Genomic DNA, 26,122 nt, shown 5'->3' with positions numbered 1-26,122 from the left:
AGCTCCTCAGGCGGTCTTGCGCAGTTGCGGACGAACGAACAGCGGCGCGGCGCGCTCGGCGGCCAGCTGGATGCGGGCGCGCAAGGTGTCGCTGGTGATCTGGTAGTTGGCGAAATCCGCCTCGCTGGCGTACACGCCAATCGGCAGCGTGATCGACTGGAAGAAGCTGAACAGCGGGCGCAGCTGGTGGTCGAGGACCAGCGCATGGCGCTCGCTGCCGCCGGTGGCCGCAAGCAGCACCGGGGTGTCGATCAGGGCGTTCATGTCCACCAGGTCGAACAGGTGCTTGAGCAGGCCCGGATAGGAACCGCGGTAGACCGGTGAAGCGACGACCAGCAGGTCGGCGGTCTCGATCTCGCGCAGGGTGGCTTCCAGCTCGGCGGAGAGTTCCTGGCGGGACAGTGCTGCGCCCAGCGGGCGGGCGATATCGGCCAGTTCGATCACCTGGGTCTGTACGGGGAGTTGCTCGCCGAGGGCGTCCAATACGGCCTGGGTGAGCACCAGGGTGCGCGAGGGGCGATAGGTGCCGCCGGAGACGGCGACCACTTTGATGGGGCTGGTCATGGGTTTTCCCTGTTGACTGTTGCGCTAGGTACAGAGGCCTTCAGCAAGGGCCGTACCAACCCCCGAAAGGGCCGCAACAGCAGGGAAATGTACGATTTGAGGGCACTTCAGCCGTTTTTACCGGCGCTTCATGTCACCCAGGCAACAGCACTGCTGATCGACTGTTGCCAGAGCAACACCCTGACATCAACTCACCGCCACTTCGCGCAGGCCGTGGGAGATGTTCAGGCCCGCCAGTTCGTCGAGGTACTCCTGCTTGCTCAACAAGCCGACGCAGGCGGTCGCGCCACGCTGGCGCAACTGGCCGGCGGCAAGCTTGCGCGCCAGCGCCACGGCCGCCATGCAGGGGATATTCGGGCCATGGTCCTGGTGCGCAAGGATTTCCCAGCACAACGCCAGGGGCTTGCCCTCAGCATCCAGGCCCTGCAGGTGGACGAACATGCCGCTGCGCCCATCGCCCAGCGGCTCCATGGCCACCGCCATGCGGTGCAGACCGGCTCCCAGCCGCGCGGCATCCTTCACCAGTCCGGCGCGCACAAGCCAGGACAGCCCCCAGGTACCGAGCTGGGTGAGTCGCAGACCCAGGCCAGCGGAAAAGCGCACGTCCTGCACACCGGGATAACGTTGCGGGAACAGGTCGAGGTCCGGCACGTCGCAGTGAGCCAGCCAGCGTTGCCCGAGCGGTGCTGGAAAACGGTGGCGATTCAGCCCCTGCCAGCCATGCACGTTCTGCCAACGCCCCTGGCGCCACTGGCGCAGCGGCTTGCCGCAGTAGCCCAGTACCGCGGAGACCGTGGCCTGGCCAGGAATCTTCGCCGAGGAACTGATGCCATGGTGGATGCTGTCCAGGCGCTGGAAGCGCGGCAGCAGTTCGTCGATCACCGCGGCGGCCAGCGCGGGGACCGAGCTGGCGCCGCTGCACACCAGCACGCCGGCGCTGCGCGCAGCGCGGTCGAGTTCCTGGATGCCACAGACGAACTGGCGGGCGTCGGCCAGGTCGACGTAATGCGCGCGGGCCCCGATGGCGGCACGGGCAACGCGGTAGTCCTGGCCCTGGAACGGGCCGGCGGTGGAGATCACCATATCCACCTTCAGCTCGTTGAGGCGACCGGCCAATGTCGGCTGGTTCATGTCCAGGCACACCGGCTCGCCCCCCACCTGCGCGGCCAGTTCAGTGGCGCGGCGCTGGTCTCGCCCGCCCACCAGCACGCGGATGCCATCGATGCCGCTCAGGCGCCGCACGATCAGGCTGCCGAAGTTGCCGTAACCGCCCAGCACCAGTACACGAAAATTCCGTTCCATTCCCACTGACCCTGTTGCTCCCTGACTGCTGCTGGCCATGCCAGCTCCTTCATCCCGGCTTTGCACCCTCGTGGCGGGGCAAACTGTCGTCCAACGGCCACCAGCTGGCACGGGACGCCACGTAGTAATGCGCTTCGAGCTTTGTCCGCACGGGCTCGTCCAGGGTTCCCGCACGCACCCGCAACATGTCCGGCAGTGCATCGCGGGCGCTGTAGATCGGCGAGCCGCAGGTTCGGCAGAACATCCGCTTCTTGCCAGGCGTGGCGCGGTATTCAGCCAGCTCGGAGGCGCCACTGAGCAGGTGGAATGCCGAGCGCTCCACCGGAACATTGGTGGCGAACGGCCCCCCCTGCGCCTTGCGACACTGGCTGCAATGGCAGACCTGGATCGGCGCCAGCTCGCCGCTGATTTCGTAGCGCACCGCACCGCACAGACAACCGCCCGACTGCATGCCCTGCTCTCCCGCCCGGGTTCACGAAGCGAAGGAGTCTAGAACAGCCTTGCCGACCAATACCACCGTGCGCAGGGATGGTTTTCAGACTTCTGCGCCCCAGCCCAGCGGATACAGCAGTTCTTCCTTGTAGCCGGCCCACACCCGCACCGCCGCCGGAAAGCTCGCATCCAGCGCGGCGTCACCGCTGTCGACCAGCAGGGGCCGACCGTCGAGGGTGCCCAGCTTGCGCTTGGTGGCGATCACCCTCAGGCGTTCGATGCCGATGGCGCGCAGCACGCGCGGGCTGATCTGCTGGTTGCCGCGACCGAGGATATGCCCCTGCCCGCCAATGGCAGTCACCAGCAGGAAGGCCGGGTGCCCGTCCACCAGATCGAACAGCTGCGCCTCGGTGACGTCGCGGGCGATCACCTCGCCGTTCTCGATCACGTCCACGCCCAATAGCGTGGTGTCCAGGTGCAGGTCGGCGGCCAGCCCATGCAGCGTCGAACCGGGCCCGAAGACATAGCGCACGTCGTCCTCCCAGCTGTCTTCCAGCCAGGCGGCGAGGTCAGCCAGCACCAGCTCCTCGGTTTCCATGCCGGCCTGCTTCACGTGCTGCATGAAGTGGCCTTCCTCGGGCACCGTCAATTCGGCGTACCAGCGCGCGGCAACGCGCCCCTCGCGCAGGGCGGCTTCGTCGAGGTCGCGGACTTCGCCCTGGGTCAGGCGCACCAGGCCGCCATCCACCAGGCGCCGCGCCAGTTCTCCGGCAGCGCGTGGACTGATCGCGTACACCCCGGAATGGATCTTCACCCCGGCAGGAATGCCGAGCACCGGCTGACCTTCGCGGGCCACCTCGGCCACGTCGCGCGCGGTGCCATCACCACCGGCGAAGAGGATCAGCGCCACGCCGGCTTCCTGCAGCGCCTGCACGGCATGACGGGTGTCCGTCGCGCTGCTCTGCTCATTCTCGAGCGTGCCCACCAGGCGATGGACAAACCCCATGTCCGCCAGCAGGTCGGCGCCCATCGCGCCGGGGAAGGTGAGGAACTCCAGGCGATCACGGACCGGCGTCAGGTGCTCCAGGGCGACACGCGTACGCTCGGCCGCCCGCGGCTCGGCACCGCGCGCCAGGGCCAGCTCGGCCACCCCGTCGCTGCCCTTGAGTGCGGTCGGGCCGCCAATACCGGCCAGCGGATTGATGATCAGCCCTATGCGAATCCTGTCCATACTCAACCTCGAGGGAAACTTCTTCGAACCCCTGGCGCAACGCCGGGTCGGACCAGGGAAGCGGTAACTCCACCCACTATAACGACAAGCGGACAACCGGGGACCTCGCGATTGGCACGCAATCTGCGAGGCCTTCAATCGTCTGTCTTCGGTGACGAGTCCTTGGCGCTGCCAGCGGCAACTTCTGTCACCGGGGTTTCATCTGATCTGCCTAGACTGCAATGCACTGATGTAGAGGAGATTGGCCATGAGCCTGCAAACCCACCGTGAATCCACTCCCCGCCCCACCCCGCGTCATCCGCAGCAGCCGGTCGGCGGTTCGATCATCGATGCCCAGGGCCGTGAAGTCCCGATCACAGAAGACATGATCCAGCGCGCCTGCCAGGAGCTGGACAAGACCTGCGAGCCACCGCGCCGCTGAGTCTCCCGGTGCGGCGGCTCGTCCGCCCTACTCCCCGACCCGGTTGGCGCCCAACGCGGTCAGCAGGCTTTCCAGGCGTGGCGATTCGCCCTGGATGTCTACCCACAGCCCGGTGATTTCCCGGCGCGGCGGGTAGTGCTTGCGCAGCGCGTCGAAGGCCGCCCGCCGGGTCTGGGTGTCTCCGATCAGGCTACGGCGGAAGTTGGCGTCATCGCTGCGCGGGTCGTACACCGCCCGGCAGAGCATCGCCAATGCCCAGTCCGGGTCGCATTCTTCCTTCAGGCTCAATTCGGCCAGCCATTGCGCAGGCAGCAGGTCGTCGAGATCGACGGTCGGTGCGCACTGCTGCCAGGCACAGAACGCCTCGTAGATCTGTGCCGTGCCGCGCAGCTTGCCGTCCAGGCTGTAGCCGGCGATGTGCGGGGTGGCGATGCGGCAGCGATGGGCCAATTGCACATTCACTTCCGGTTCGCCTTCCCAGACATCCAGCGCCACGTCGATATCCGCGCCGGACTCCAGGTGGATGCGCAGCGCCGTGTTATCGACCACGCCCCCCCGGCTGGCGTTGATCAGCCAGGTACCAGGACGCAACGCCTTCAGGCGCGCGGCGTCGATCAGGTGGCGCGTCGGGTGCTCGCCCTCGCGGGTCAGCGGCGTGTGCAGGCTGATCACGTCGCACTCGCGCAGTACCTCTTCCAGGCTGCGGAAATCACCGCCCTCGGCGGCGGCGCGCGGCGGGTCGCAGACGCGCACGTCCCAGCCCAGTCCGCGTAGTACATCCACCAGGCGACCGCCCACCTGCCCTGCACCAATCACGCCATAACGGCGCTCGGACAGCTTGACGCCGTGCACCTCGGCCAGCGCCAGCAGGCTGCCCAATACCCAGTCCACCACACCGCGCGCGTTACACCCCGGCGCACTGGACCAGGCGATGCCAGCCTCGGCGAAGTAGTCGAGATCCAGGTGATCGGTGCCGATGGTGCAGGTGCCGACGAATTTCACCTGGCTGCCCTGGAGCAGCTCGCGGCTGACGTCGGTCACCGAGCGCACCAGCAGTACATCGGCGTCACCCAGGGCGCCTCGGTCGATGCCGCGCCCGGGCAGGCGGCGGATATCGCCATGGGCGCCGAAGAAGGCTTCGACCAGAGGGATGTTTTCATCGGCAAGGATACGCATGGGCTGACTCCATAAATCGGCACCGGCTACTTTACCAGTGCCGCTGCGCGCGGTCCCGCGCAACGCATGCCGGGCTTTGCTGACCGGGTGGACAGCCCTTAAACTGGCCGGCTTCCCGTTCATTTCTTCTGCCAAGGAAAGCCGTGACCAGCCTCACCCAGCCCGTCTCCCGCGGACGGCGCACCGCCACCGAACTCAAGGAACTGCTGACCCTCGCAGCGCCCATCATGATTGCCCAGCTGGCGACCACCGCCATGGGCTTCGTCGACGCGGTGATGGCCGGCAGCGTGGGGCCGCGCGACCTGGCCGCGGTGGCGCTGGGCAACTCGATCTGGATTCCGATCTTCCTGCTGATGACCGGCACCCTGCTCGCCACCACCGCCAAGGTGGCCCAGCGTTATGGCGCGGGCGACCAGGCCGGCACCGGCCCGCTGGTGCGCCAGGCACTGTGGCTGGCGCTGCTGGTCGGCCCGCTGGCCGGAGCGACGCTGTGGCTGCTGTCCGAGCCGGTGTTACGGGCAATGAAGGTCGAGGAAGCGCTCATCGCGCCCAGCTGCTTCTACCTGCGCGGCATCGCCTGCGGCCTACCGGCGGTGGCGCTGTACCACGTGCTGCGCTGCTTCAGCGACGGCCTGGGACGCACCCGGCCAAGCATGGTGCTGGGCATCTGCGGGCTGATGCTGAACATCCCGATCAACTACGTGCTGATCTACGGCCACCTCGGCTTCCCGGCGCTGGGCGGCCCCGGCTGCGGCTGGGCGACCGGCTCGGTGATGTGGTTCATGCTGCTGGGCATGCTCGCCTGGGTGAACGGGGCCAAGGTGTACAAGCCGAGCCAGCTGTTCAGTCACTGGGAACTGCCAAAGCCGAAGGTGATCGGCAGCCTGGTGGCGGTCGGCCTGCCCATCGGCATTGCGGTGTTCGCCGAATCCAGCATCTTCTCGGTGATCGCCCTGCTGATCGGCGAACTCGGCGAGAAGGTGGTGGCGGGCCACCAGGTAGCGCTGAACTTCAGCGCGCTGGTGTTCATGATCCCCTACTCGCTGGCCATGGCCGTGACCGTGCGCGTGGGCCAGTCCCTGGGCGCCGGCGCGCCGCGCGATGCGCGCTTCGCCGCAGGCGTCGGCATGGGCGCGGCATTGGCGTATGCCTGCATTTCCGCCAGCGGCATGCTGCTGATGCGCGAACACATCGCCGGGCTCTATACCCAGGACCCGGACGTCCTGGCGCTGGCCGCCACGCTGCTGGTGTTCTCGGCGCTGTTCCAGTTCTCCGACGCGGTGCAGGTCACCGCTGCCGGCGCCCTGCGTGGCTACCAGGACACCCGCGCGACCATGATCATGACCCTGTTCGCCTACTGGGGCATCGGCCTGCCGGTCGGCTACAGCCTCGGCCTCGCTCACTGGCTGCAGGAGCCCACCGGCCCGCGCGGCCTGTGGGAAGGCCTGATCGTCGGCCTGACCTGCGCCGCGGTGATGCTGTGCATCCGCCTGTCGCGCAGTGCCAAGCGACAGATCGTGCTGAAGGAAATGCGGGTAGCCGGATAACGGTCCCGGAAAACGCAAAAAGCCGCCCAGGGGCGGCTTTTTACTGTGCGGTCGATATCAGTCTGCGACCAGCGCCGGCTTCGGCCGGCTGCTGAGCGTCGTGCCCACCGAAGCGACAATGATCGCGCCGATGGCGATCCACTGGTGCGACGTCAGTTGCTCACCCAGGAAGAACAGCCCGGACAGCGCACCGAACGCCGGTTCGATGCTCATCAGGGTACCGAAGGTGCGCGCCGGCAGGCGGGTCAGCGCGACCATTTCCAGGGTGTAGGGCAAGGCACTGGAAAGGATCGCCACGCCCAGCAGCGCCGGGAACAGGCTGACATCGAACAGCGCCATGCCACTGTGCGCAAGACCGATCGGCGCCACGCAGATCGCCGCGATGCTGATGCCCAGCGCCGCACCCTGGGCGCCCAGGTCGTTGCCGGCGCGCTGGCCGAAGATGATGTAGAGCCCCCAGCAGACACCCGCCCCCAGCGCCAGCGCGGCGCCTTTCGGGTCGATGCCATGGCCGAAGTCCGCGATGGGTAGCAACAGGCCGAGGCCAACCACGGCGATGGCGATCCAGAGGAAGTCGATGGGCTTGCGCGAATAGAACAGTGCCACCGCCAGCGGCCCGGTGAACTCCAGCGCCACGGCGACGCCCAGCGGAATGGTCTGCAGCGCCATGTAGAAGGTCAGGTTCATCAGACCGAGGGTCACGCCATAGATGAACAACGGCTTGAGTGGCTTGCCGCGCAGCGAGGTGCGCCACGGGCGAAGGATCGCCAGCAGGAGGATGGCCGCGAAGATCAGGCGCATGGACGTCACGCCCTCGGCGCCGAGCACCGGGAACAGGCTCTTGGCGACCGATGCACCGGTCTGGATCGAGGCCATGGACACGATCAGGATGAGGATGGGGAAGACAGTGGAAATAAAGCGAGAGCGAGGCATGATGCGGACCTGAACAGGCGTTGCAACGGTTGGGATTTCTTGGTTGACTGTTATGCGCAACATAATGCGCAAAAAGGCCCGAATGAGCAATATACTGCCCACTCCTCCCGAACGCCCCAGCGTGCTGGTGCACGTTGCCGATAACGTGAAAACGCACCGCCGCAGCGCCGGCTTGAGCCAGGACGCGCTGGCCAAGGCCTCGGGCGTCAGTCGACGGATGCTCGTCGGCATCGAGAGCGGCGACACCAATGTCAGCCTCGCCACCCTCGACCGCATCGCCGCTGCCTTGAACGTCACCTTCGCCGACCTGGTTCGGCCGCCGTCCACCGACGGCCTGACCCGCGTCGATGCCGTCGCCTGGGGCGGCGAGCAGGCCGACAGCCGCGGCACCCTCCTCGCCAGTACCCCGGCCACGCGCCAGGCCGAACTCTGGCACTGGACGCTCGCCCCCGGTGATCGCTACAACGCGGAACCAGACGCCGAAGGCTGGTATGACATGGCCTACGTGATCGAAGGCCGGTTGACCATCGTCCTCGCCGAGGAAACGCTGGAGGTCGACGCCGGTGGCTTCCACGTGTTCAAGAGCAACCAGCCGTTTTCCTACCAGAACCACGGGAATGTGCTGGTACGGTTCGTCCGCAACGTCGTGAACTGAGCCCCGGCGCCGGGGCTCTCAAGGTCGGCTCAGAGCTTCTTCCCACCCAGCAGGAAGTGTGACAGGGCAGGAATCAGGATCAGTGCGCCAAGCATGTTCCAGAGGAACATGAAGGTCAGCAGGATGCCCATGTCCGCCTGGAACTTGATCGGCGACCACGCCCAGGTAATGACGCCGGCCGCCAGGGTCACGCCGACCAGTGCGACGACCTTGCCGGTGAACGCCACGGCCTGCTGGTAGGCCACCGACAGCGGCAACCCGGCGCGCTGCATCTGCAACTGCACGCTGAGCAGGTACAACGCGTAGTCCACGCCAATCCCCACTCCCAGGGCGATCACCGGCAGCGTGGCGACCTTCACGCCGATGCCCATCATCACCATCAGCGCTTCGCAGAGGATCGAGGTGAGCACCAGCGGCAGCAGCGCCACCAGGGTAGCGCGCCAGCTGCGGAAGGTGATCAGGCAGAAGATGCCCACCGCGGCGTAGACGTAGAGCAGCATGCGGTGGTTGGCCTCGCGCACCACGCGATTGGTCGCCGCCTCGATCCCGGCGCTGCCGGCAGCCAGCAGGAACTGGCGGTCCGGCGTGCTGTTGGCGCGGGCGAAGTTCTCGGCGATGCCGGCCACGTCGTCGAGGGTCTGCGCCTTGTGGTCCTTGAGGAAGGCGATCACCGGCATCAGCGAGCATTCGGTGTTGAACAGCTCCGGAGTGTTCACCGAGGCCTGCTGGGCGGCGTAGTTGAGCACGTCCTGGTTGCGCTGCAGGCTGGCGAACTTGGGGTTGCCCTCGTAGGTGCCGGCGGTGATCTGCCGGACCGCGTTGACCAGCGAGGTGGTGGCCTGCACGCCTTCGTGCTGTTGCAGCGCCCAGCCGAGGCGATCAGCGAGGACCAGCGTGCGGTAGTTCAGGCAGCCTTCGGGGGCGGTCTTCACCATCACCGCGAACAGGTCGCTGGAAAGCGCGTAGTGGCTGGTGATGTAGGCGTTGTCGCGGTTGTAGCGCGAATCCGCGCGCAGCTCCGGGGCCCCTGCGTCGAGGTCGCCGATCTGCAAGTGCTGGCTGATCAGCAGGCCGCCCGCCCCCAGCAGCGCCGCGACGATCAGGGCGGCGCTCGCCCAGCGGCGCTGGGTGAAGCGGTCCAGCAGGTCCCACAGCTTGCCCAGACCGGCATGCTGATCCACCTGGCGCTCCTCGCGCAGGGCACGCGCGGCGGCCTTCGGGCTGACGCCGACATAGGACAGCGCCACTGGCATCATCAGCAGCGAGGTGAAGATCAGCACCGCGACGCCGATGCTGGCGGCGATGGCCAGGTCCTGGATCACCGGGATATCGATCAGCATCAGCACCGCGAAACCCACGGCATCCGACAGCAGTGCGGTGACCCCGGCCAGGAACAGGCGGCGGAAGGTGTTGCGCGCGGCGACCTGCTTGTGGGTGCCACGGCCGATGTCCTGCATGATGCCGTTCATCTTCTGGGTGGCGTGGGACACGCCGATGGCGAAGATCAGGAACGGCACGAGGATCGAGTACGGATCCAGCGCGTAGCCCAGCCAGGCCACCAGGCCTAGCTGCCAGACCACCGCCAGCAGCGAGCAGCCGATCACCAGCAGGCTGCTGCGCAGGCAGCGGGTGTAGACGAAGATGATGACGAAGGCGGTGACCACTGCCAGGCCGAAGAACAGCATCACCCGCACCAGGCCATCGACCAGGTCACCCACCAGCTTGGCGAAACCGATCACGTGCAGGCGCACCGGGCCCTTGCCCTCCTCGCCGGCAGCGAAGGCGCGGGCGTCACCGAGGTATTCGTACTTCAGGCGCAGGTCGTCGAGGGCGCGGGAGAATTCGCGGTAGTCGATGCCCTTGCCGGTGGCCGAGTCACGGTCCAGCAGCGGCACCACCAGCATGCTGGAGCGGAAGTCGTTGCCCACCAGGCTGCCGACGATGCCGGCGCGGGCGATGTTCTCGCGCAATTGCCCGATGGCCTCGGGCTTGCCGTCGTAGCCATCGGGCATCACCGGGCCGCCCTGGAAGCCCTCTTCGGTAACCTCGGTCCAGCGCACCGCCGGCGACCACAGCGACTTCATCCAGGCACGGTCGACACCGTGGCTGAGGAACAGCTGGTCGCTGATCTGCCGCAGGCTGGAGAGGTAGCCCGGGTCGAAGATGTCGCCGCTGGGGTTCTCCACCACCACCCGCACCGAGTTGCCCAGGCCGCGCAGCGCAGCGCGGTTGTCCAGGTAATTGCGGATGTAGGGGTCGCTGTGCGGGATCATCTTCTCGAAGGCCGGGCGCATCTCCAGGCGGGTCACGGCCATGTAGCCCAGCACCAGGGTGACCAGCGCGATCAGGGCGATGAACAGCGCCCGGTGGTTGAACACCAGGCGCTCCAGCAGGTTGCCGCTGTGGGTATCAAAGTCCCGCAGTTCGCGGACTACAGGCATCTCGCCTTGCTTCAGGTCGACCATGAGGCTGTCTCTCTATCTCTTGTTCTTATGGTTCTTGAACGGGCGGAACACCGGCGCGCTCAGCGCACCGGCATCGCGTTCTCGCGTACGCCGCGGGCGCCGACCAGCAGCAGGCGGCCAGGGCCGGCCACGGCGCCGCTGACGGGCAGGCGCTCGGCGAGGTCCAGGGTTTTGAAACTCGCCCCGCTGTCATCGCTGACCAGACCCTGGCCGGCCTGGCTGAACAGGTACAGCCGGCCGTTGGCGTCGAAGCTGGCGGCGGTCAGGCTCACCGGCAGGCCGGTGTCCACGGCTGCCCAGCTCTGGCCGCCGTCGAGACTGCGGATCGCATGGCCGCGCAGGCCGTAGGCGAACACCAGGCCGGGCCGTGCGACAACGCCGAAGAAACTGCCGGCATAGGGCGACTGCAGGGCGACGAAGCGCTCCTGTTGGCTCTCCTGCTGATGTTCCAGACGCAGCAACAGGCCCTGTTCACCGACGATGAACAGGTCGTCGCCGCTGGCCGTGATGGCGGTGAGGTGCAATGCCTGCGGATTGTCGATGCGGTGGTTCCAGGGTTCCCACGTACGCCCGCCGTCGCGGGTGCGCAGGATCAGGTTGAACGCGCCGACCACGAAGCCTTCCTTCGCGTCGCGGAACCACAGGTCCAGGAACGGCTTGTCGGCGCCCTCCTCCTGCAGCCGCTTGGCCTGGTCCAGCCAGGTGGCGTTGTCCGGCTGCGGGTGGGCGGCGTAGTAGTCGAGCATCAACTGGCCGATCTGCCGGCCGTCGAGCTGGCGCTCCCAATGCTTGCCGCCGTCGGCGCTGTGCAGCACCACGCCGTCATGGCCGACCGCCCAGCCGTCCTGCGGCGTGGGGAAGTGTACGGCGGTGAGGTCGGAGCTGACCGGTACCTCGGCCTGCAGCCAACTGGTGCCGCCGTCGTCGGAATAGAGAATGTGGCCGCGCTGGCCGACGCTCACCAGGCGCTTGTCGACGCGGGTGACGGCCAGCAGCGGCACATGGCAGGGAACGGCGCTGTGAGGCGCCGGCTGGTCGAGCACGTCGACGAACTCGCCGGAGCTCTGGCCGGCATGAACGCCGCCCGCCAGGAACAAGGCGCCCAGGAACACCAGGCGCTTGAAGGGGATCTGCATGAAGCTTTCCTCGCAACAGCCGCAGCGGCCCCTGCATTCATCCGCAGGAGCCGCCGCTTCTTTCGTCAGCGAATGCCGCTACCGGCCAGCGCCTCGGGGGACCACTGGGTCTTGGCCAGCGGGTCGATGTAGCTGATGCCGCCGTACGGGCCGACGACGCCGTTGATGTTGTACGAGCCGGCAGTCAGGTCGTAGATCATGAACGGCGTGGCGTCCGGGATGCGCTTGTCGTAGCTCTGGCTGAGGAAGGCGAAGGAGCCGCGGTAGAGCTGACCACGGGCGTCGTACTGGTCGGAGGCCAGGGCCACCCAGCTGTCTTCGTCGAGGTAGAAGCGACGCTTGGCGTAGATGTGCCGCGCGCCGGACTTCAGGGTGCCCTCGACGACCCACACGCGGTGCTTCTCCCAGCGCACGTAGTCGGGCGACAGGTGATTCGGCGTGACCACCGGCTTGATGTCGCTGGCGTAAGTCAGTCGGTAGGTGTTGTAGGGCACGATCATTTCCTGCTTGCCCACCAGCTTCCAGTCGTAACGATCCAGCGCACCGTTGAAGACGAACACGTCATCGTAGGTGCCGGCGCCCGCCATGCCGGGGTTCGGCGTGTCGTAGGCGAGGTTCGGCGCCAGCTTCACACGGCGCTGGCCAGGCAGGTACTGCCAGGCGCGGCGCGGTTGCTGCAGCGGGTTGGCGGCATCCTTGAGCATCATCGCCTCGCCGGCGCGACGGGCCGGGCCGCTGTAGTACAGCTTCATCTGGTAGTAGACCTCGGAGCCTTTTACCGGCTGGTTGAGGTCTTCATACACCGGGTAGTTGATGAAGGCCTGGCCGGTGGTGGCGAGGTTGGCGCTGCCGGAGGCGTCGACGTTCCAGGAGTCGTACTTGGCCTTGATGTTCACGCCCTGGTAGCGCAGCAGGAAGTTCCACATGGCCTCGGCGCCGGTCTTCGGAATCGGGAACGGCACGCCCGGCAGTGCGCTGTCGATCGCGGTACCGCCTTCCAGCGACTGTGCAGTGACGGCGTTCTTCTTGCTGTTCTCCAGCACGGCGTCCGGCAGCGCGGCGCTGCGGTGGGTCGGGTAGACGTCGACGCGGAAGGTCGGATAGCGCTTGGCCAGCTCGACGGTAGTGGCGGACAGTTCGTTCTTGTACTGGTCGACGTTCTTGCCGTCGATCACCAGCACCGGCTTGTCGCTGGCGTACGGGTCCGGACGCATGCTGTCGCCGGCCTTGAAGCTGGCCGGGGCTGTGGTCAGGCCCCCGGCGTAGGCGGGAATCGAGCCATCGCTGCTGGCGGCCTTCTCGGCACCGACCAGGGTCAGGGTGCTGCCCAGCTGGGCGGCATCCTGCGGGGAGACGGCGGCCTGGGCCAGACCGCAGAGGGTCAGGCCGAGGGCGGTGGCGATCAGGGTGGGTTTGAAGTTCATGCTGCGTTTCTCCTGCTTCGAAATCGAAGCCTGGGGTGAAATCAGAAGGTGGCCTTCAGGGAGGCGGTGACCATGCCGCGGTCCTTCAGCAGGGGCGCAAGGCCGCCTTGCGAGGTGATCTGGCCGGGAATGCACTGGTACTGGCCGTTGGCGCCGGGGGTGTTGTTGTCGTGGCCGGTTTCGCAGGTATCGAAGGGGCCGAAGGCGTCGACGTACTTGAGGTCCAGGCGGTACTGCTGGTGGAAGTCCGCGGCGACGCCAATCGAGTAGCTGCCGGCGTCTTCGTTGCCGCCCAGTTGCACCGCGGAGTTGCCGTGCAGGCCGACGTTGTAGGCGACCGGCATGGACAGATCGACGCCGGGGAACGCCTGGTACCAGGTCGGGGTGAAGTTGGCGGACATGGCGTAGGCGTTGGTGGTGACCTTGTCGACGCCGTGGTAGCTGGAGTCGCCCTTGAAGGTCTGCTCGCCTTCGGTGACGTCGATCAGGTGCGTCAGGGTGCCTTCCACCGCCAGCGACGAGGCGTCCCATAGCGGGGTGGCGCCGAAGGTCACCAGGCCGTTGAGCACGACGTGGAAGGTCTTGCCGCGGGCAAGGCCGGTGTCGCCGTCGCTGGGCAGCTCGCCGATCAGGTTGGCACCATTGATCGCGCCGCGCTTGGCCGCCGCGTAGAGCGTCGAATTGACGGTGGTGAAGTTGCTCGCCAGCGGCATGTTCTCGCGGTAGTTCAGGTCCATGCCGACGCTCACCCCGGCGATTTCCTTCGACAGGCTGATGCCGTAGATGTCGATGTCGTCGGCGTAGGCGGTGATGTAGTTCATGCCCTGCAGACCGGCCAGGCCAGGCTTGTGCAGGTTCGGCGCGTCCACCAGTACCGCCGGGAGGGTGTCGGAGGTCTTGCGGTAGTAGAAGCCCAGTGTGCCGTCGAGCCATGCCGGGCTCCACTTGGCCATCAGGCCGAAGTCGCCGGTGTTGTCGGGCTCGCGGTCATGGCCGCGCGGGGCGCCGTAGAAGGCGTTCTGCGCCGGCAGCGGCAGCCAGAAGACATTGCCGCCGTCGTTGAGCATGTCGTAGGGGCCCATGTAGGTGCCACCTTCGGGGAAGCGCGAGTTCTCGAACTCGAGGAAGTACTGCGCGGCCAGGGTCAACTCGGGGTTGACCGTCAGCGACGCGGACAACTGGTTGCGCGGCATGAACAGCTCTTTGGCCTCGGTGCCCGGCACGTTGTACAGCTTGCCCAGGTCCAGGGCCGATTGGCCGTAGTTGATGCCGTTGGCGGCGCTGAACAGGGTCTCGCCCCAGTAGATGGTGTGGCGGCCGAGCTTGCCGCTGAGCTGCATGTCGTCGCCGATCTGGTGGCTGGCGAAGACGAAGGCATCGAGCAGCTCGCCGGACGGGCCGTTGTAGTAGCGATCGGCGAAATTGCTCAGGCCATGGGTATCGGGCTGCGCACCGCGCGGGGCGATCACCGTGCCATTGCGGCTGACCAGGTGGCCGGCGTTGCCCGCCTGGCCGGGAAACGGATTGTCGGAACCGACGTCATCGTAGGCGTGGTCGTACCAGCCGGCGGCCGACAGGCGGAAGCCCATGCTGTCGCGGTAGACGAAGTCCAGTTCGCTGAGCAGGTCGAAGCGCTGGGTCACCGGGGTGCCGGACGAGAAGTTGCGGTCACCGTCGTTGGTGTTGGCGGTGCCGGCAATCTTGCTGTTGGGCGACTCGACACGCTGCCCGTAGCTGAGCTTGACGGTGTTGTCGAAGCGGATCGAAAAGTCCGGGTTGCCGGTGTCCAGCTCGAAGGCCTGCAGCGGTTGACCGGCCATGGCGGCAAGGACTGCACTCGCCAGCAGGCAGCGTTGCAGGGGGCGGTGCGAGTTGCTCTGATGATGCATTCGTGTGCTCCGTTTCTTGTTGTGGTCGGGACGCTTTCCGGGCCCGTCCCGCAGCCCCTTTGCACATGCGCCAGGGCGCACGAGGGCCTGCCCCGGCGCGAACGCCGGAACCGGGATTGCTCTTGATGGGTGTGTCGGTGGAGTCGGTGGTCGGGTCGTCAGCTGTCCAGCATCTGGATCAGCGCCTCGGCCTCTGGCCAGTCACCGAAACCCGACGCCGGGTTGAGGTGGCCGACGCGGCCCAGTTCGACCACGCTGGCGCGCCAGTGGCGGGCCATGCGCTGGACCGCCTCGGGGCTGGCCAGTGGGTCGTTGTCACTGCAGGCCACCAGCGCCGGGAACGGCAGCGGCTCCAGCGGCAGCGGCGCCCAGCCCGTCTCGGCCAGGGCCGCTGGCTTGGGGTAATGGGCCGGCCAGTCGCCGTCCAGGTCCGGTGGTGTCGCCAGCAGCGCACCCTTGATCGGCCGGCTGTAGCGCGCCGCCCAGTGAGCGACCATCAGCACACCGGCGCTGTGGGCGACCAGGATCACGTCGCCATCGATGCGCTGCAGCTCATGCTGGATGGCCTCGACGCGGGCGTTCAGGTCCAGCTTGTTCTCGGTCAGCGGCGGCACGCTGCGCACATTGGGCAGGCGCTGCTGGAGCAGGGTCTGCCAGTGCTCGGCGACGTGGTCGCGCAAGCCGGGGACCATGAGGACGGTGGTGGAAGATTTATTGTTGTTCACCGGTTCACCTTTCAGTGATTTCGAACTTGTTGGACAGACAGTAGAGATGCCCCGGTGGCGGTGCTTTGCATTGAGCGTCAGGCACTTCGCATTTGATGACAGGTCCCGGCCTGCCTGATATCCCGCCGCTTCCGCGGACGCCGGGCGTATCGGGACGTACGGTGCATTCCAGAGCGTCGCGGGCACTGGCCGAAGTGAGAACTTTCGTACACGATTGGTTACAGCTGTCGCTAGAATCTGAGGTCATCGACACAGCCAGCGTGCACTCTGGTCGTCGGGCGTCCACGGACCCCGCCGGCACGGAGCAATCACAAGAACAAGAAGGCGATCGGCATGACCCCAATGGTTCGCATTGCGGCCCTCACCAACTACCTGGAAGTGGCCCGACACCTGGGCCTCAACCCGCAGCAGCAACTGAGTGCGGTGGGCCTTTCCCAGTCCATGCTCGAGCACCCGGAGCAGCGCATCCCCGTTTCCGCGGCGGTGACCCTGCTGGAAGAATCGGCGCGCATCAGCGGCTGTGAAACCTTCGGCCTGCGCATGGCCGAATCGCGTCAGCTCGCCGACTTCGGCGTCATCAGCCTGCTGCTGTCGCACCAGGCCACGCTGCGCGAAGCCATCGACACGATCATTCGCTACCGCCACCTGCTCAACGAATCCCTGGCCTTGTACATCGACCAGGAAGGCAAGCTGGCGATCCTCCGCGAAGAACTCCTCACCGTGCCGCCGATGCCCATGCGCCAGGGCCTGGAACTGGCCCTGGGCACTCTCTACCGCCTCTGCGCCGCCCTCCTCGGCCCGCACTGGCGCCCGGTCAGCGTGAACTTCAGCCACGACGCCCCTGCGGACATGCAGGTGCACCGCCGCCTGTTCGGCTGCAAAATCGAGTTCGGCAGCGAATTCAACGGCATCGTCATCCCCGCCGCCGACCTCGACGCCGCCAACCCCATGGCCGACCCGGCCATGGCGCGGCATGCGCGCAGCTTCGTCGACTCCCTGCCCGGCGCCACCGACGGCAGCACGCTGAACGAGGTGCGCAAGTCCATCTACCTGTTGCTGCCCATGGGCCGCGCGACCATCGAGCAGATCGCCCAGTCGCTGGGGCTGAACGTGCGCACGCTGCAGCGGCGGCTGGAAGACAATGGCGTGACCTTCTCCGACCTGATCAACGAGGTCCGCCGCGAGCTGGTGCTGCGCTACATGGAAAACCCGCGCTATTCGCTGGGGCGCATCGCCGACCTGCTGGGGTACTCGATGCCCAGCTCCTTCACTCGCTGGTTCGCGGTGCAGTTCGGCGTCTCGCCGGCGGCATGGCGCAAGGAGCATCTGGGGCGGGAGGGGGAGTAATTCATTCCTGAGGGGGCGGTGCCGTGCGGTTCGCGAGCAAGCTCGCTCCTACAGGTTGGCCCCAGCGCCCGGGCTTTGCGTAGGAGCGGACCTTGTCCGCGAAATCCGTCGCGGCGGATATCGGAGTCACAGGGATATTCGGTCAACCATCGCCTGCCGGCGATTCGCGGAGAAGCTCCGCTCCTACAAGAGCGCGCGCCTCGAACTGGCTCTGGCTCTGGCTCTGGCTCTGGCTCGAAAGTCTCCCAGAGAAATATCCGCACACTCCGACTGCCCCGTTCAGGAGGCCTCGTTGAAGCGGAGTTTCAGGGGTTGAGCGACATGGATGTCGCGAGAGCCGCGATGGGCCAGGGATGGCCCTTCGCGGCGGGCCCCTGAAACTTCGTTTCAACGAGGGAATTTTTCGCCCCAAGCGAAAAACCGGATGTCCGGGGCAAGACCTTTGCCTACTTTGGGGCGTTTGCCAAAGTAGGTCGCCCGAGGGGGCGAAACCCAATACATCCGAACATACAGATGCGACGCTGAACACCAGAACTCAAAGCTTCTCGGTTCGGCGTTTCTGCGCCGCCTCGGCGTGCGCGCGAACTTCGTGTTTCGCCCCCTCGGGCGAGTCCCTTTTGTCAAACGCCACAAAAGGAACCAAAAAGTCTCGCCCCTGCCATCCGGCTTTTCGCTTCGCGAAAAGTACCCTCGGTTCCTCGGAGTTTCAGGGGCCCGCGTTGACGGGCCATCCCTGGCCCGACAACGCTCTCGCGACATCCATGTCGCTCAACCCCTGAAACTCCGATCACCTTCGGCCTCCTGAAAGGGGCACTCCGGAGCGTGCGGATGTTTCTCTGGAAATCTTCAAAATCCAGAGCCAGAGCCAGAGCCGGTGCCGGTGCCGGTTCCAGAGCCGGTGCCTGTACGTAGGGCGCATAACCCGGAACGGGTTATCTGCCGATAGCCACAATGGCGGATAACGCTCAGGCGTTATTCCCCCTACGCCCCTGCCGCGGGCTTACGGCCATCGATGGGTATCGCTGCGCTCCACGCCATCCTGCGTCGTGCTCCACCGCCATTCCGCTGTGATCGTCACCCGCCAGGCCCGACTCAACCGGCGAAGCGCAACATCCCCAGCACCAGCACCGCCAGGAACGCCGTCTCGCCCAGCATCAGCAGGATCGGCTTGATGCCCACCGTCGCCAGCGCCCGCAGCTGGGTCTTCATGCCCAACGCGGCGATGGCGATCACCAGGCACCACTGCGACAGCTTGCCGCCCGCCTCGACCAGCATCGAGGGCAGAACGCCGGTGCTGTTCACCGCCGCCAGCACCACGAAGCCCACGGCGAACCACGGCAGCAGCGGCGGACGCTTGTCGCCTGGCTCCACGCCACGGGCGCGGGTGATCATCGCCGCGCAGAGGATCACCGGCAGCAGCATCGCCACGCGCATCAGCTTGACCACCGTGGCGCTGTCACCGACCTCCTTCGAGAGGCTGTAGCCGGCGCCGACCACCTGGGCGACATCGTGGATGGTGCCGCCGAGGAAGATGCCCGCCTGCAAGGGCGGCAGGCCGAGCGACTTGACGATCATCGGATAGAGGATCATCGCCAGCGTCGAGAGTGCCGACACACCGAGCACGGTGAACAGCGTGGCCTTCTCCTTCTGCGTGTGCGCCGGCAATGCCGCCGCCAGTGCCAGCGCCGCCGAGGCGCCGCAGATGGCCGTGGCGCCGCCGGTGAGCAGGCCGAAGAGGAAGTTGAAACCCATGGCACGCGCCGCGGCGATGGAGACCAGGATGGTCACCGTGACCAGCACCACCACCATGATCACCGGCTGCCAGCCCAGCTCCGCGATCTGCCCGAAGGTGATGCGGATGCCCAGCAGCGCCACGCCCAGGCGCAGGATTTCGCGGGCGGTGAACTCGATGCCGGCCTTGCACACGCTGTCAGCGGAGAGGAAGTTCATCGCCAGGCCGAGCAGCAGCGCGAAGAGCATCACCGGCGCGCCGTAGTGCTCGGAAAGAAAGGTCGCGGCGGCCGCCACCATGGCGCTGACCAGCAGGCCCGGTAGCAAGGTCCGGCTACGCGAGCCAAGGGCGGAAATCGTCAATGTGCTCATGCTGGTACCTGCCGGTCGGAAATCACCACATGGCACTCGCCGGCGATCCAGGAGATGCCATGCCGGTGCAGACCGAAACCTTTGATGCCCGCCGGGCAACCCGTCGCTATATCAAAGCGCAGCCCATGGGCCGGACAGTGCAGCCAGCGTCCATCCAGGCGCCCGCTGAACAGCGATGCACCCGCATGGGGGCAACTGTCGTCGATGGCATGCAGCTCACCGTCGATATCGAACAGCAGGATGACGCCCTGCTCGTGATGAATCAGGCTCCGACCGCCCCGTGCCGGCAGGCGTTCGGCGGGGATGTGCAGCACAGCGCTCATGCCGACATCGCCTCCGGGAACTGCCGTTCCAGCGCACGGTAGAGCGCCGCCAGCAACTGCTCCGGGCTCTGCCCGCCGAGGGCGAAGGCACGGCCTTCGAGGAGGAACATCGGCACGCTGGAGTCGGCCAGGGCCACGCGGCGGCCGATGAACTGGCGCGCGCCATCGGCAAACGCGTCACCGAAATCGGCCACATCGAAATCACAGGCACGCAGCAGGCGGCGCAGGGTGTCGCGGTTGCCAATGTCTTCGCCCAGCTGGAAGTGCGCGCGGAAGATCATCTCCAGCAACTGCTCCTTCTGGTTGTCGCTGCCAACGTGCACCGCGCGCTGGAATACACGGTGCGCATAGGTGGTGTTGGGCATGGTGGGGATGCGTTCAAGATCGAGGTCAACCTTGGCGCCCTCTGCCGCCCGCCGTACCTCGCCCATGCGTGCCTTCACAGCGCGCTTGCCGCCCAGGCGGCGCTGGTAGAACTCGGCGAAGGGTTCGCCGTCCATCGGGATTTGCGGCAGCAGTTGCAGGCCGAGCCAGTTAATCCGCACCTGGAGCTCGGGACGCTGGCGGGCCAGCAGGCGCAGCGCGACATCGAGGTTGCGCTTGCCAATCAGGCACCAGGGGCAGATGAAGTCAAAGGTCATGTCCAGGTTCAAGGTCGGCATCAGGCGCCCTCCTCTTCGCCGCGCAGGCGGCGGATATCGCGGTGGTAGTGGCGCCGGGCGTAGAGGAAGACCAGCGCGGCGAGAATGCTCAGCAAGGGGATCAGCTGGAAGGCGCGGTCCAGGCCGAGGTGGTCGGCCAGCACACCGGTGAGCAGTGGGCCGGGCGCCAGGCCCAGCAGGTTGTTGGCCAGGGTCAGGGTGGCGAAGGCGGTGCCGTGCACGGCCGGCGCGGTGAGGTTGGCGACCATGGCGCCGGACGGCCCGGAGGTGCCGGCGGCAACCAGCATGCCCAGGCAGATCAGGCTCAATTGCGCAGTGCCCGGCGGCAGACGGAAGGCCACCGACAGCAGCAGGCAGCTGGCCAGGCAGAAACCGATGGCGAGGATGATCTTGCGCGGCGGGTTGGCGCGGCCCAGGCGGTCGCAGAGGATGCCGCAAAGCACCATGCCGCTGCCGCCGACCAGCACGATCACCGCCGAGATCAGCCCGGCCTTGCCGGTGTCCAGGTGGTAGTAGCGGTTCAGGTAGCTGGGAATCCACACCATCACGGCGGCGGCGACGAACAGCTGCAGGCCGCTGCCCAGGTAGGCGGCGATCACCGAGCGGCTGCCGAACAGGCTGCGCAGCGAGCGCCCGCCGACCTGACGCGGCGCCTCGGCGGCAGCCACCGGCGCGATGCGTTTCTCGCTCACCACCAGCGGATAGAGGAGCGCCAGCAGCAGGCCGAACAGCGCCATGCCGGCAAAGGCCCAGCGCCAGCCCAGGTGCGCGGCAAGTACGCCGCCCAGGCCCATGCCGAGCACCGAGCCGAACATGCCGCCGGCCATGAAGGCGCCGGTCAGGGTGGCGCGCAGGTGCGCCGGAAACACCGAGATGACCACCGCGATGCCGACGCTGCCGTAGGCGGCCTCGCCGACGCCGACGAAGAAGCGCGCGGCGAACATCTGCGGGAAGGTCTGCGCGACCGCGCAGCCCAAAGTAGCGAGGCTCCACAGCATGGCCATCAGCGCCAGGCTGCGCACGCGGCCCCAGCGGTCGGCGAGCAGCGACAGCGGGAAGGTCAGCAGTCCGACCATCACCGCGACAATGCCGCTGAGCAGGCCGAGCTGCGCGTCGCTCAGGGCCCATTCGACCTTGAGCAGCGGGAACACGGCATTGAGCACCTGGCGCGACATGTAATCGGAGATCAGCAGGCCGAAGGTCAGGGCGAATACCACCCAGGCATAGCGGCGCGGCACGCTGGGTACGGTGGCAGGGATGTCGCCCAGGGCGACGGAGTGGATGGCCATGGTGCTAGCTCTCCGGGTGAGTGGGTGGATTCTTGTTGTTGTGGGTTGCGGATCAGCCCCTCTCCCTAACCCTCTCCCTGAAGGGAGAGGGGACCGTTCGGTGCAGGAGGAAACCTGGGCGTCAGCCAGCACGGACAGCTCCCTCTCCCTTCAGGGAGAGGGCTGGGGAGAGGGCCGTTATCAGCCGTCTCTTACTACGGCGAGCCTGTCACGCGCGAAGCGGGACGGACTTCTGCCCCGGCTGGCGGTTGGGCGCCATGCCGTTCATGCGCAGGGTTTCCTCGACGCTGTCGTACTGCACGCCGATCTTGTAGATGGCGCGTGCTTCCTTGCCGCTGGCGACCTCGCGGCCCAGTTCATGGGCGACGCGGACGCACTGCTGGATCTGCTCGACCGACGTCATGCGCTGGCCGTGCTGGCCGATGATGGTGTCCTCGATGCCGCAGCGCGGGTGCAAGCCCATGGCCATCGCCATCATGTTGAACGGCAGGACGTTCTTGAGCAGCGACTCGGCGGTGACGGTGGCGCCGTCCGGCGCGCGGTGCACGAAGTTCATGAAGTTGAACGGGTTGGGGCCGTCGAAGCCGCCGCCGATGCCGATCCAGGTCAGGTTCAGCGGGCCCTTGTAGATGCCCTTGCGCACCAGGCGCTCGAGGGTCTCCAGGGCGTGCATGCCGGTCAGTTGGAAGTGCGGCTGGATGCCCGACGCCTGCAAGCGCTTGAGGTGCTCTTCGACCCAGGCCGGGCCGGCCGGCACGGTCATCTCGCTGTAGGCTGCCTGGTACAGCGGGTTCTCCAGGGAGGTGCCCTTGAGGTACTCCGGGTAGAGCAGCTCCATGATGTTCATCTGGGTGGTGTTGATCGCCACCGTCACCTGGTCGGGCTTGGGGGTCAGCTCGGCGAGCATGTGACGGGTGTCGTCGGAAAGCCACTTGGCCGCTTCGCCGTCGCTTTCCGGGGCGAAGGAAATCGAGCCGCCGACCTGGATGATCATGTCCGGCACGGCTTCGCGCACGCCGGCGATCAGCTCGTTGAACTTGGACAGGCGCTTGGAGCCCTTGCCGTCCAGTTCACGCACGTGCAGGTGCAGTACGGTGGCACCAGCCTCGTAGCAGTCAACGGCCTTCTGGACCTGCTCGTCCATGGTCACCGGGATGTCTTTGGGGAAGTCCTCGGGCATCCACTCGGGGCCGTAGGGCGCGGTGGTGATGACCACTTTGTCCTGGTTCTCGGGGTGTAGCGAATCGTCGAAGAATTGCATGTCGGTCTCCGTAATTGTTCTTGTCGGGGCTCTGGTTGCCTGGGGTCAGAACGGCTTGTCGCCGATGATTCCCGCGCGTTCCATGCGGCGCACGCAGGGCGGGTAGTCCATCACCGCGTAGTGCTGGGTACAGCGGTTGTCCCAGATCGCCACATCGTTCTTCTTCCAGCGCCAGCGCACCTGGAATTCGGGGATGTACACCTGGCTTACCAGGTAGCGCAGCAGGTCGGCCGCGCCGGGGTTGGCGTCCTGGCCGAAGCGCACGTTCTGAGGCGTGTGGTAGTTGCTGAAGTGCGTGGTGAAGGCGTTGACGAACAGCACCTTCTCGCCGGTTTCCGGGTGGGTACGCACCACCGGGTGCTCGGCGTCGGGGAACAGGGCCTTGAGCGCCAGGCGCTTCTCGATGGGCATGGCCGCGCCGAAGCTGGCTTCGATGCTGTGGCGCGCGCGCAGCTTGGCGATGCGCTCCTTGATCTCGGGCGGAAGCATCTCGTAGGCCAGGGCCATGTTCGCCCACATGGTGTCGCCGCCCACCGGCGGGCACTCCACGCAGCGCAGGACGCAGCCCAGCGGCGGCGCCTCGCGCCAGGTGGCGTCTGTGTGCCAGGCGTTCTCGTAGCGGTCATTGGGCAGGTCGGGGGTCTTGTAGATGCGCACCAGGCCCGGATGCTCCGGGTCGCTGCCGGCCACCGGGTGGTCTTCCAGCTCGCCGAAGCGGCGGGCGAAAGCCACGTGCTCGGCGCGGGTGATGTCCTGGTCACGCAGGAACAGCACCTTGTGCTTGAGCAGCAGCTCGCGCAGCTCGGCGAACAGGCCTTCATCGCGGGAAGCGTCGCCCAGGTTCACCCCGGAGATTTCGGCGCCGATGCTGCAGGTCAGACGTTCTACGTGCATGGCGACGCCCTCAGATGACGAAGATCGACGAGCCGGTGGTCTTGCGCGATTCGAGGTCGCGGTGGGCCTGTACGGCGTCTTCCAGCGCGTAGTGCTGGTTGATCTCGATGCGGATGTCGCCGTTGCCCACGTGGGTGAACAGTTCGTCCAGCAGCGCCGCCTTCTCCGCCGGGTCGGCGATGTAGTCGGCCAGGGCCGGGCGGGTGAGGAAGATCGAGCCTTTCATCGCCAGCAGCACCGGATCGAACGGCGGGATCGGGCCCGACGCAGTGCCGACGCAGACCATCAGGCCACGGCGCTTGAGCGACTCCAGGGAGGTCATGAAGGTGTCCTTGCCGACGCTGTCGAAGACCACGTCCACGCCACGCCCATCGGTCAGTTCACGCACGCGCTCGGCGACGCCTTCCCGGCTGTAGTTGATGACGTGCTCGCAGCCATGGGCGAAGGCGATCTCGGCCTTGGCGTCGCTGGAGACGGTGCCGATCACACGCAGGCCGAGCAGCTTGGCCCACTGCGAGACGATCAGCCCGACGCCACCGGCGGCGGCGTGCAGCAGGATGCTCTGGCCCGGCTTGAAGTCGTGAATGCGGCGCAGCAGGTAGGCCGAAGTCAGGCCGCGCATGGTCATGGCGGCTGCGGTCTCGAAGGCGATGTTCTCCGGCAGGCGGATCAGCGGCGCCGCCGGCACCAGGCGCTCGGTGCTGTAAGCGCCGAGGGTGTTGATGAAGCCGGTGTAGGTCACACGGTCACCGGGCACGACGTTGCTCACGCCCTCGCCCACCGCCACCACCACGCCGGCGGCTTCCACGCCCATGCCGCTGGGCAGCGGGACGGCATAGGTGCCATTGCGGAAGTAGGTATCGGCGTAGTTCAGGCCCACCGCCACATGGCGAATGCGCACGTGCCCCGGGCCGGGCTCGCCGACCTCCACGTCCTCGTAACGCAGGACGTCAGGTCCCCCTGTTTCATAGAAACGAACGGCTTTGGCCATGGCCGGAATCTCCAGTTGTCTTGTTGTCGTGGGCGCTCCATTTGGAGCAGGCAAGCGCCCTTTGAGCGGACAATAGGCAGGGACCGGGCAGGCAGCTTCACATCGTGCGACAGGGTCTTTTCATTTCATGACAGGCCATGCGGCGCCGCCTGGGCGCCGTATCGAGTGCAGGAGTTCCACTGGAGGATCGTGCCATGCGCGCTGTCCGTCGGCAGGGCGGCGTCCGGCCCTGGCTGGCGCAATCTATCGGCATTCCCCGGCCGTTTTCTGGCCGCCATTCAGGACTTCGCGGACAAGGTCCGCTCCCACCCGAAATACCGGGCCGGGGCGTGCCCTCTCCCCAGCCCTGGCTACGCGCCCCGCTCCGAAGGGAGAGGGAGCTGTCCGTGCCGGCTGACACCTCGGCCCCAACCTGCACCAGACGGTCCCCTCTCCCTTCAGGGAGAGGGTTAGGGAGAGGGAAAGCCCAGGTATGGACTTTCAGAGAAAGCCAGTGGCTCCTATGGTCCAGCGCCTGCGCGGAAAGCTTGCTCAAAAACGGCGGGCAGCAAGGGGCTAAAGAAAAAGGGCTGCCCGGCGGCAGCCCTTTTCCCTGGCCGGCGAGTTACTTGAGTTCACGCAGCTTGCTGTAGGTGAGGCGCATGTCGCGAGCCCAGCCGTCGAGCACGCCCTTGAAGTCGCTGGCGGTCATGGCTTGGGTATCGTTCTCCAGGGCATGGCCGGTGCCCTTGCGTACCACCTGGCCAACCACCCGGCTGGACGAGCCGTCGAGGAACGCGGCTTCGGTGCCGATCTGGGTATCCTGGTCGCGGATGCCGGTAGCGGTGCTGACACCGGCGGCAATCAGGGCGATCGGGATGACTTCATAGGGTTTGAGCGACTGGGTATGGCTGCTCACCGCGGTGATCGCCGGACGCAGCACCAGGGTCCCAGGGCCGGGCTTGTCAACCACCTGCAGCACCTGGCCCAGCTCGCGGCGCAGCGCCTTGTCGTAGTAGTCGGTGATCTGCGTCATGGTCGTCTGCGAGAGCTGCGCGGTGGCCTTGGGCGCCGGATAGAACTGCGAACGTTCGATGACGATGCTGCGGTAGTTCATCAGGTTGAGCTTGGGATCGACCCAGGCCAGGACCTTGTTGCCCGAGGCGTTTTCCTGCTCGGTAAGTCGGGAGTAGTCATACAGGAAGCCGGAGTACTCCTCCGGCTGGACCTGCTTTTCCGCGCAGCCTTGCAGCAAGGGCAGAAGCAGCAGGGACAACAACGCGACAGTAGACTTCATGGTGTTCTCCAGTTGGGCATATCGACGTTGCCGGTTATCACGGAGAAGACCTCGTTACCCCCTTCCCCGCATGGTC

Annotated in this window: 23 protein-coding genes; 4 read left to right on the top strand and 19 right to left on the bottom strand. The window is 66.6% G+C overall.

Translation table 11 applies throughout. From position 1 onward, the window contains the following. Window positions 1-6 precede the first annotated feature (6 nt). The 4 genes from msuE to AC1ZV1_RS12915 form a co-directional block, all read right to left on the bottom strand. Window positions 7-564: an FMN reductase gene (gene msuE / locus AC1ZV1_RS12930; RefSeq protein ID WP_484297075.1), complete on the bottom strand. Its 558-nt coding sequence runs from the start codon at window positions 562-564 to the stop codon at window positions 7-9. A gap of 186 nt (window positions 565-750) precedes the next feature. Then, window positions 751-1,866, bottom strand: a complete 1,116-nt coding sequence (locus AC1ZV1_RS12925) for a saccharopine dehydrogenase family protein (RefSeq protein ID WP_484297074.1) — start codon at window positions 1,864-1,866, stop codon at window positions 751-753. Between the two features lie 49 nt (window positions 1,867-1,915). Continuing rightward, window positions 1,916-2,317: a GFA family protein gene (locus AC1ZV1_RS12920; RefSeq protein ID WP_484297073.1), complete on the bottom strand. Its 402-nt coding sequence runs from the start codon at window positions 2,315-2,317 to the stop codon at window positions 1,916-1,918. 84 nt (window positions 2,318-2,401) lie between these two features. Further along, a complete protein-coding gene (locus AC1ZV1_RS12915) occupies window positions 2,402-3,529 on the bottom strand; it encodes an ATP-NAD kinase family protein (RefSeq protein ID WP_484297072.1) in 1,128 nt (375 codons plus the stop codon). 247 nt (window positions 3,530-3,776) lie between these two features. Here AC1ZV1_RS12915 and AC1ZV1_RS12910 point away from each other — a divergent pair, with 247 nt between their 5' ends. Further along, entirely contained in the window at window positions 3,777-3,950 is a 174-nt protein-coding gene (locus AC1ZV1_RS12910; RefSeq protein WP_484297071.1) for a PA1571 family protein, read from the top strand. 27 nt (window positions 3,951-3,977) lie between these two features. Here AC1ZV1_RS12910 and pdxB read toward each other — a convergent pair whose 3' ends face one another. Next, window positions 3,978-5,126, bottom strand: a complete 1,149-nt coding sequence (gene pdxB / locus AC1ZV1_RS12905) for a 4-phosphoerythronate dehydrogenase PdxB (RefSeq protein ID WP_484297070.1) — start codon at window positions 5,124-5,126, stop codon at window positions 3,978-3,980. A 143-nt stretch (window positions 5,127-5,269) separates the two neighbouring features. Between pdxB and AC1ZV1_RS12900 the strand changes: the two genes are divergently transcribed. Then, window positions 5,270-6,673, top strand: a complete 1,404-nt coding sequence (locus tag AC1ZV1_RS12900; RefSeq protein WP_484297069.1) for an MATE family efflux transporter — start codon at window positions 5,270-5,272, stop codon at window positions 6,671-6,673. Between the two features lie 57 nt (window positions 6,674-6,730). Here AC1ZV1_RS12900 and rhtA read toward each other — a convergent pair whose 3' ends face one another. Beyond that, window positions 6,731-7,606 (bottom strand): threonine/homoserine exporter RhtA, encoded by an 876-nt coding sequence (gene rhtA, locus AC1ZV1_RS12895; protein WP_484297068.1) that lies wholly within the window; start codon window positions 7,604-7,606, stop codon window positions 6,731-6,733. Between the two features lie 52 nt (window positions 7,607-7,658). On the opposite strand from rhtA, the gene AC1ZV1_RS12890 reads away from it, so the two are divergent. Continuing rightward, the gene (locus tag AC1ZV1_RS12890) at window positions 7,659-8,261 is read left to right on the top strand and encodes a helix-turn-helix domain-containing protein (RefSeq protein WP_484297067.1); all 603 of its coding nucleotides are present in this window, start codon (window positions 7,659-7,661) and stop codon (window positions 8,259-8,261) included. 29 nt (window positions 8,262-8,290) lie between these two features. On the opposite strand, the gene AC1ZV1_RS12885 is transcribed toward AC1ZV1_RS12890, so the two are convergent. From AC1ZV1_RS12885 to AC1ZV1_RS12865, 5 genes are all read right to left on the bottom strand, one after another. Further along, window positions 8,291-10,726, bottom strand: coding sequence for an efflux RND transporter permease subunit (locus tag AC1ZV1_RS12885; RefSeq protein ID WP_484297066.1), 2,436 nt, complete (start codon window positions 10,724-10,726; stop codon window positions 8,291-8,293). Window positions 10,727-10,785: 59 nt separating this feature from the next. Next, the gene (locus tag AC1ZV1_RS12880; RefSeq protein WP_484297065.1) at window positions 10,786-11,862 is read right to left on the bottom strand and encodes a WD40/YVTN/BNR-like repeat-containing protein; all 1,077 of its coding nucleotides are present in this window, start codon (window positions 11,860-11,862) and stop codon (window positions 10,786-10,788) included. Between the two features lie 65 nt (window positions 11,863-11,927). Then, window positions 11,928-13,286 carry a DUF1329 domain-containing protein gene (locus AC1ZV1_RS12875; RefSeq protein ID WP_484297064.1) on the bottom strand — a complete coding sequence of 453 codons (1,359 nt, stop codon included), beginning with the start codon at window positions 13,284-13,286 and terminating at the stop codon, window positions 11,928-11,930. 41 nt (window positions 13,287-13,327) lie between these two features. Continuing rightward, a complete protein-coding gene (locus AC1ZV1_RS12870) occupies window positions 13,328-15,175 on the bottom strand; it encodes a DUF1302 domain-containing protein (RefSeq protein WP_484297063.1) in 1,848 nt (615 codons plus the stop codon). A gap of 158 nt (window positions 15,176-15,333) precedes the next feature. Beyond that, entirely contained in the window at window positions 15,334-15,900 is a 567-nt protein-coding gene (locus AC1ZV1_RS12865) for an RBBP9/YdeN family alpha/beta hydrolase (RefSeq protein WP_484297062.1), read from the bottom strand. A gap of 342 nt (window positions 15,901-16,242) precedes the next feature. Here AC1ZV1_RS12865 and AC1ZV1_RS12860 point away from each other — a divergent pair, with 342 nt between their 5' ends. Further along, complete coding sequence (locus tag AC1ZV1_RS12860) at window positions 16,243-17,247, top strand: AraC family transcriptional regulator (RefSeq protein ID WP_484297556.1); 1,005 nt, start codon at window positions 16,243-16,245, stop codon at window positions 17,245-17,247. A 1,092-nt stretch (window positions 17,248-18,339) separates the two neighbouring features. Here the strand turns inward: AC1ZV1_RS12860 and AC1ZV1_RS12855 are convergent. The 8 genes from AC1ZV1_RS12855 to AC1ZV1_RS12820 all read right to left on the bottom strand — a co-directional run bounded on the left by AC1ZV1_RS12855 (window position 18,340) and on the right by AC1ZV1_RS12820 (window position 26,046). Further along, window positions 18,340-19,350 carry a YeiH family protein gene (locus AC1ZV1_RS12855; RefSeq protein WP_484297061.1) on the bottom strand — a complete coding sequence of 337 codons (1,011 nt, stop codon included), beginning with the start codon at window positions 19,348-19,350 and terminating at the stop codon, window positions 18,340-18,342. Then, window positions 19,347-19,673 carry a Rieske (2Fe-2S) protein gene (locus AC1ZV1_RS12850; RefSeq protein ID WP_484297060.1) on the bottom strand — a complete coding sequence of 109 codons (327 nt, stop codon included), beginning with the start codon at window positions 19,671-19,673 and terminating at the stop codon, window positions 19,347-19,349. The genes AC1ZV1_RS12855 and AC1ZV1_RS12850 overlap by 4 nt, the downstream gene beginning before the upstream one ends. Beyond that, window positions 19,670-20,335, bottom strand: a complete 666-nt coding sequence (locus tag AC1ZV1_RS12845) for a DsbA family protein (protein WP_484297059.1) — start codon at window positions 20,333-20,335, stop codon at window positions 19,670-19,672. The genes AC1ZV1_RS12850 and AC1ZV1_RS12845 overlap by 4 nt, the downstream gene beginning before the upstream one ends. Then, window positions 20,335-21,624, bottom strand: coding sequence for an MFS transporter (locus AC1ZV1_RS12840; protein WP_484297058.1), 1,290 nt, complete (start codon window positions 21,622-21,624; stop codon window positions 20,335-20,337). Before AC1ZV1_RS12840 ends, AC1ZV1_RS12845 begins: the two co-directional genes overlap by 1 nt. 208 nt (window positions 21,625-21,832) lie before the next feature. Then, entirely contained in the window at window positions 21,833-22,885 is a 1,053-nt protein-coding gene (locus AC1ZV1_RS12835) for a beta-keto acid cleavage family enzyme (protein WP_484297057.1), read from the bottom strand. Window positions 22,886-22,930: 45 nt separating this feature from the next. Continuing rightward, entirely contained in the window at window positions 22,931-23,779 is an 849-nt protein-coding gene (locus AC1ZV1_RS12830; protein WP_484297056.1) for a TauD/TfdA dioxygenase family protein, read from the bottom strand. A 10-nt stretch (window positions 23,780-23,789) separates the two neighbouring features. Further along, window positions 23,790-24,770 carry a quinone oxidoreductase family protein gene (locus AC1ZV1_RS12825; protein ID WP_484297055.1) on the bottom strand — a complete coding sequence of 327 codons (981 nt, stop codon included), beginning with the start codon at window positions 24,768-24,770 and terminating at the stop codon, window positions 23,790-23,792. Window positions 24,771-25,374: 604 nt separating this feature from the next. Next, window positions 25,375-26,046 carry a DUF3313 domain-containing protein gene (locus AC1ZV1_RS12820; RefSeq protein ID WP_484297054.1) on the bottom strand — a complete coding sequence of 224 codons (672 nt, stop codon included), beginning with the start codon at window positions 26,044-26,046 and terminating at the stop codon, window positions 25,375-25,377. Window positions 26,047-26,122: the final 76 nt, after the last annotated feature.

It is taken from the genome of Pseudomonas sp. BB438 (genome assembly GCF_057180225.1).
The sequence above is the reverse complement of the archived record's forward strand: the minus strand, read 5'-3'. Positions and strand labels throughout refer to the sequence as shown.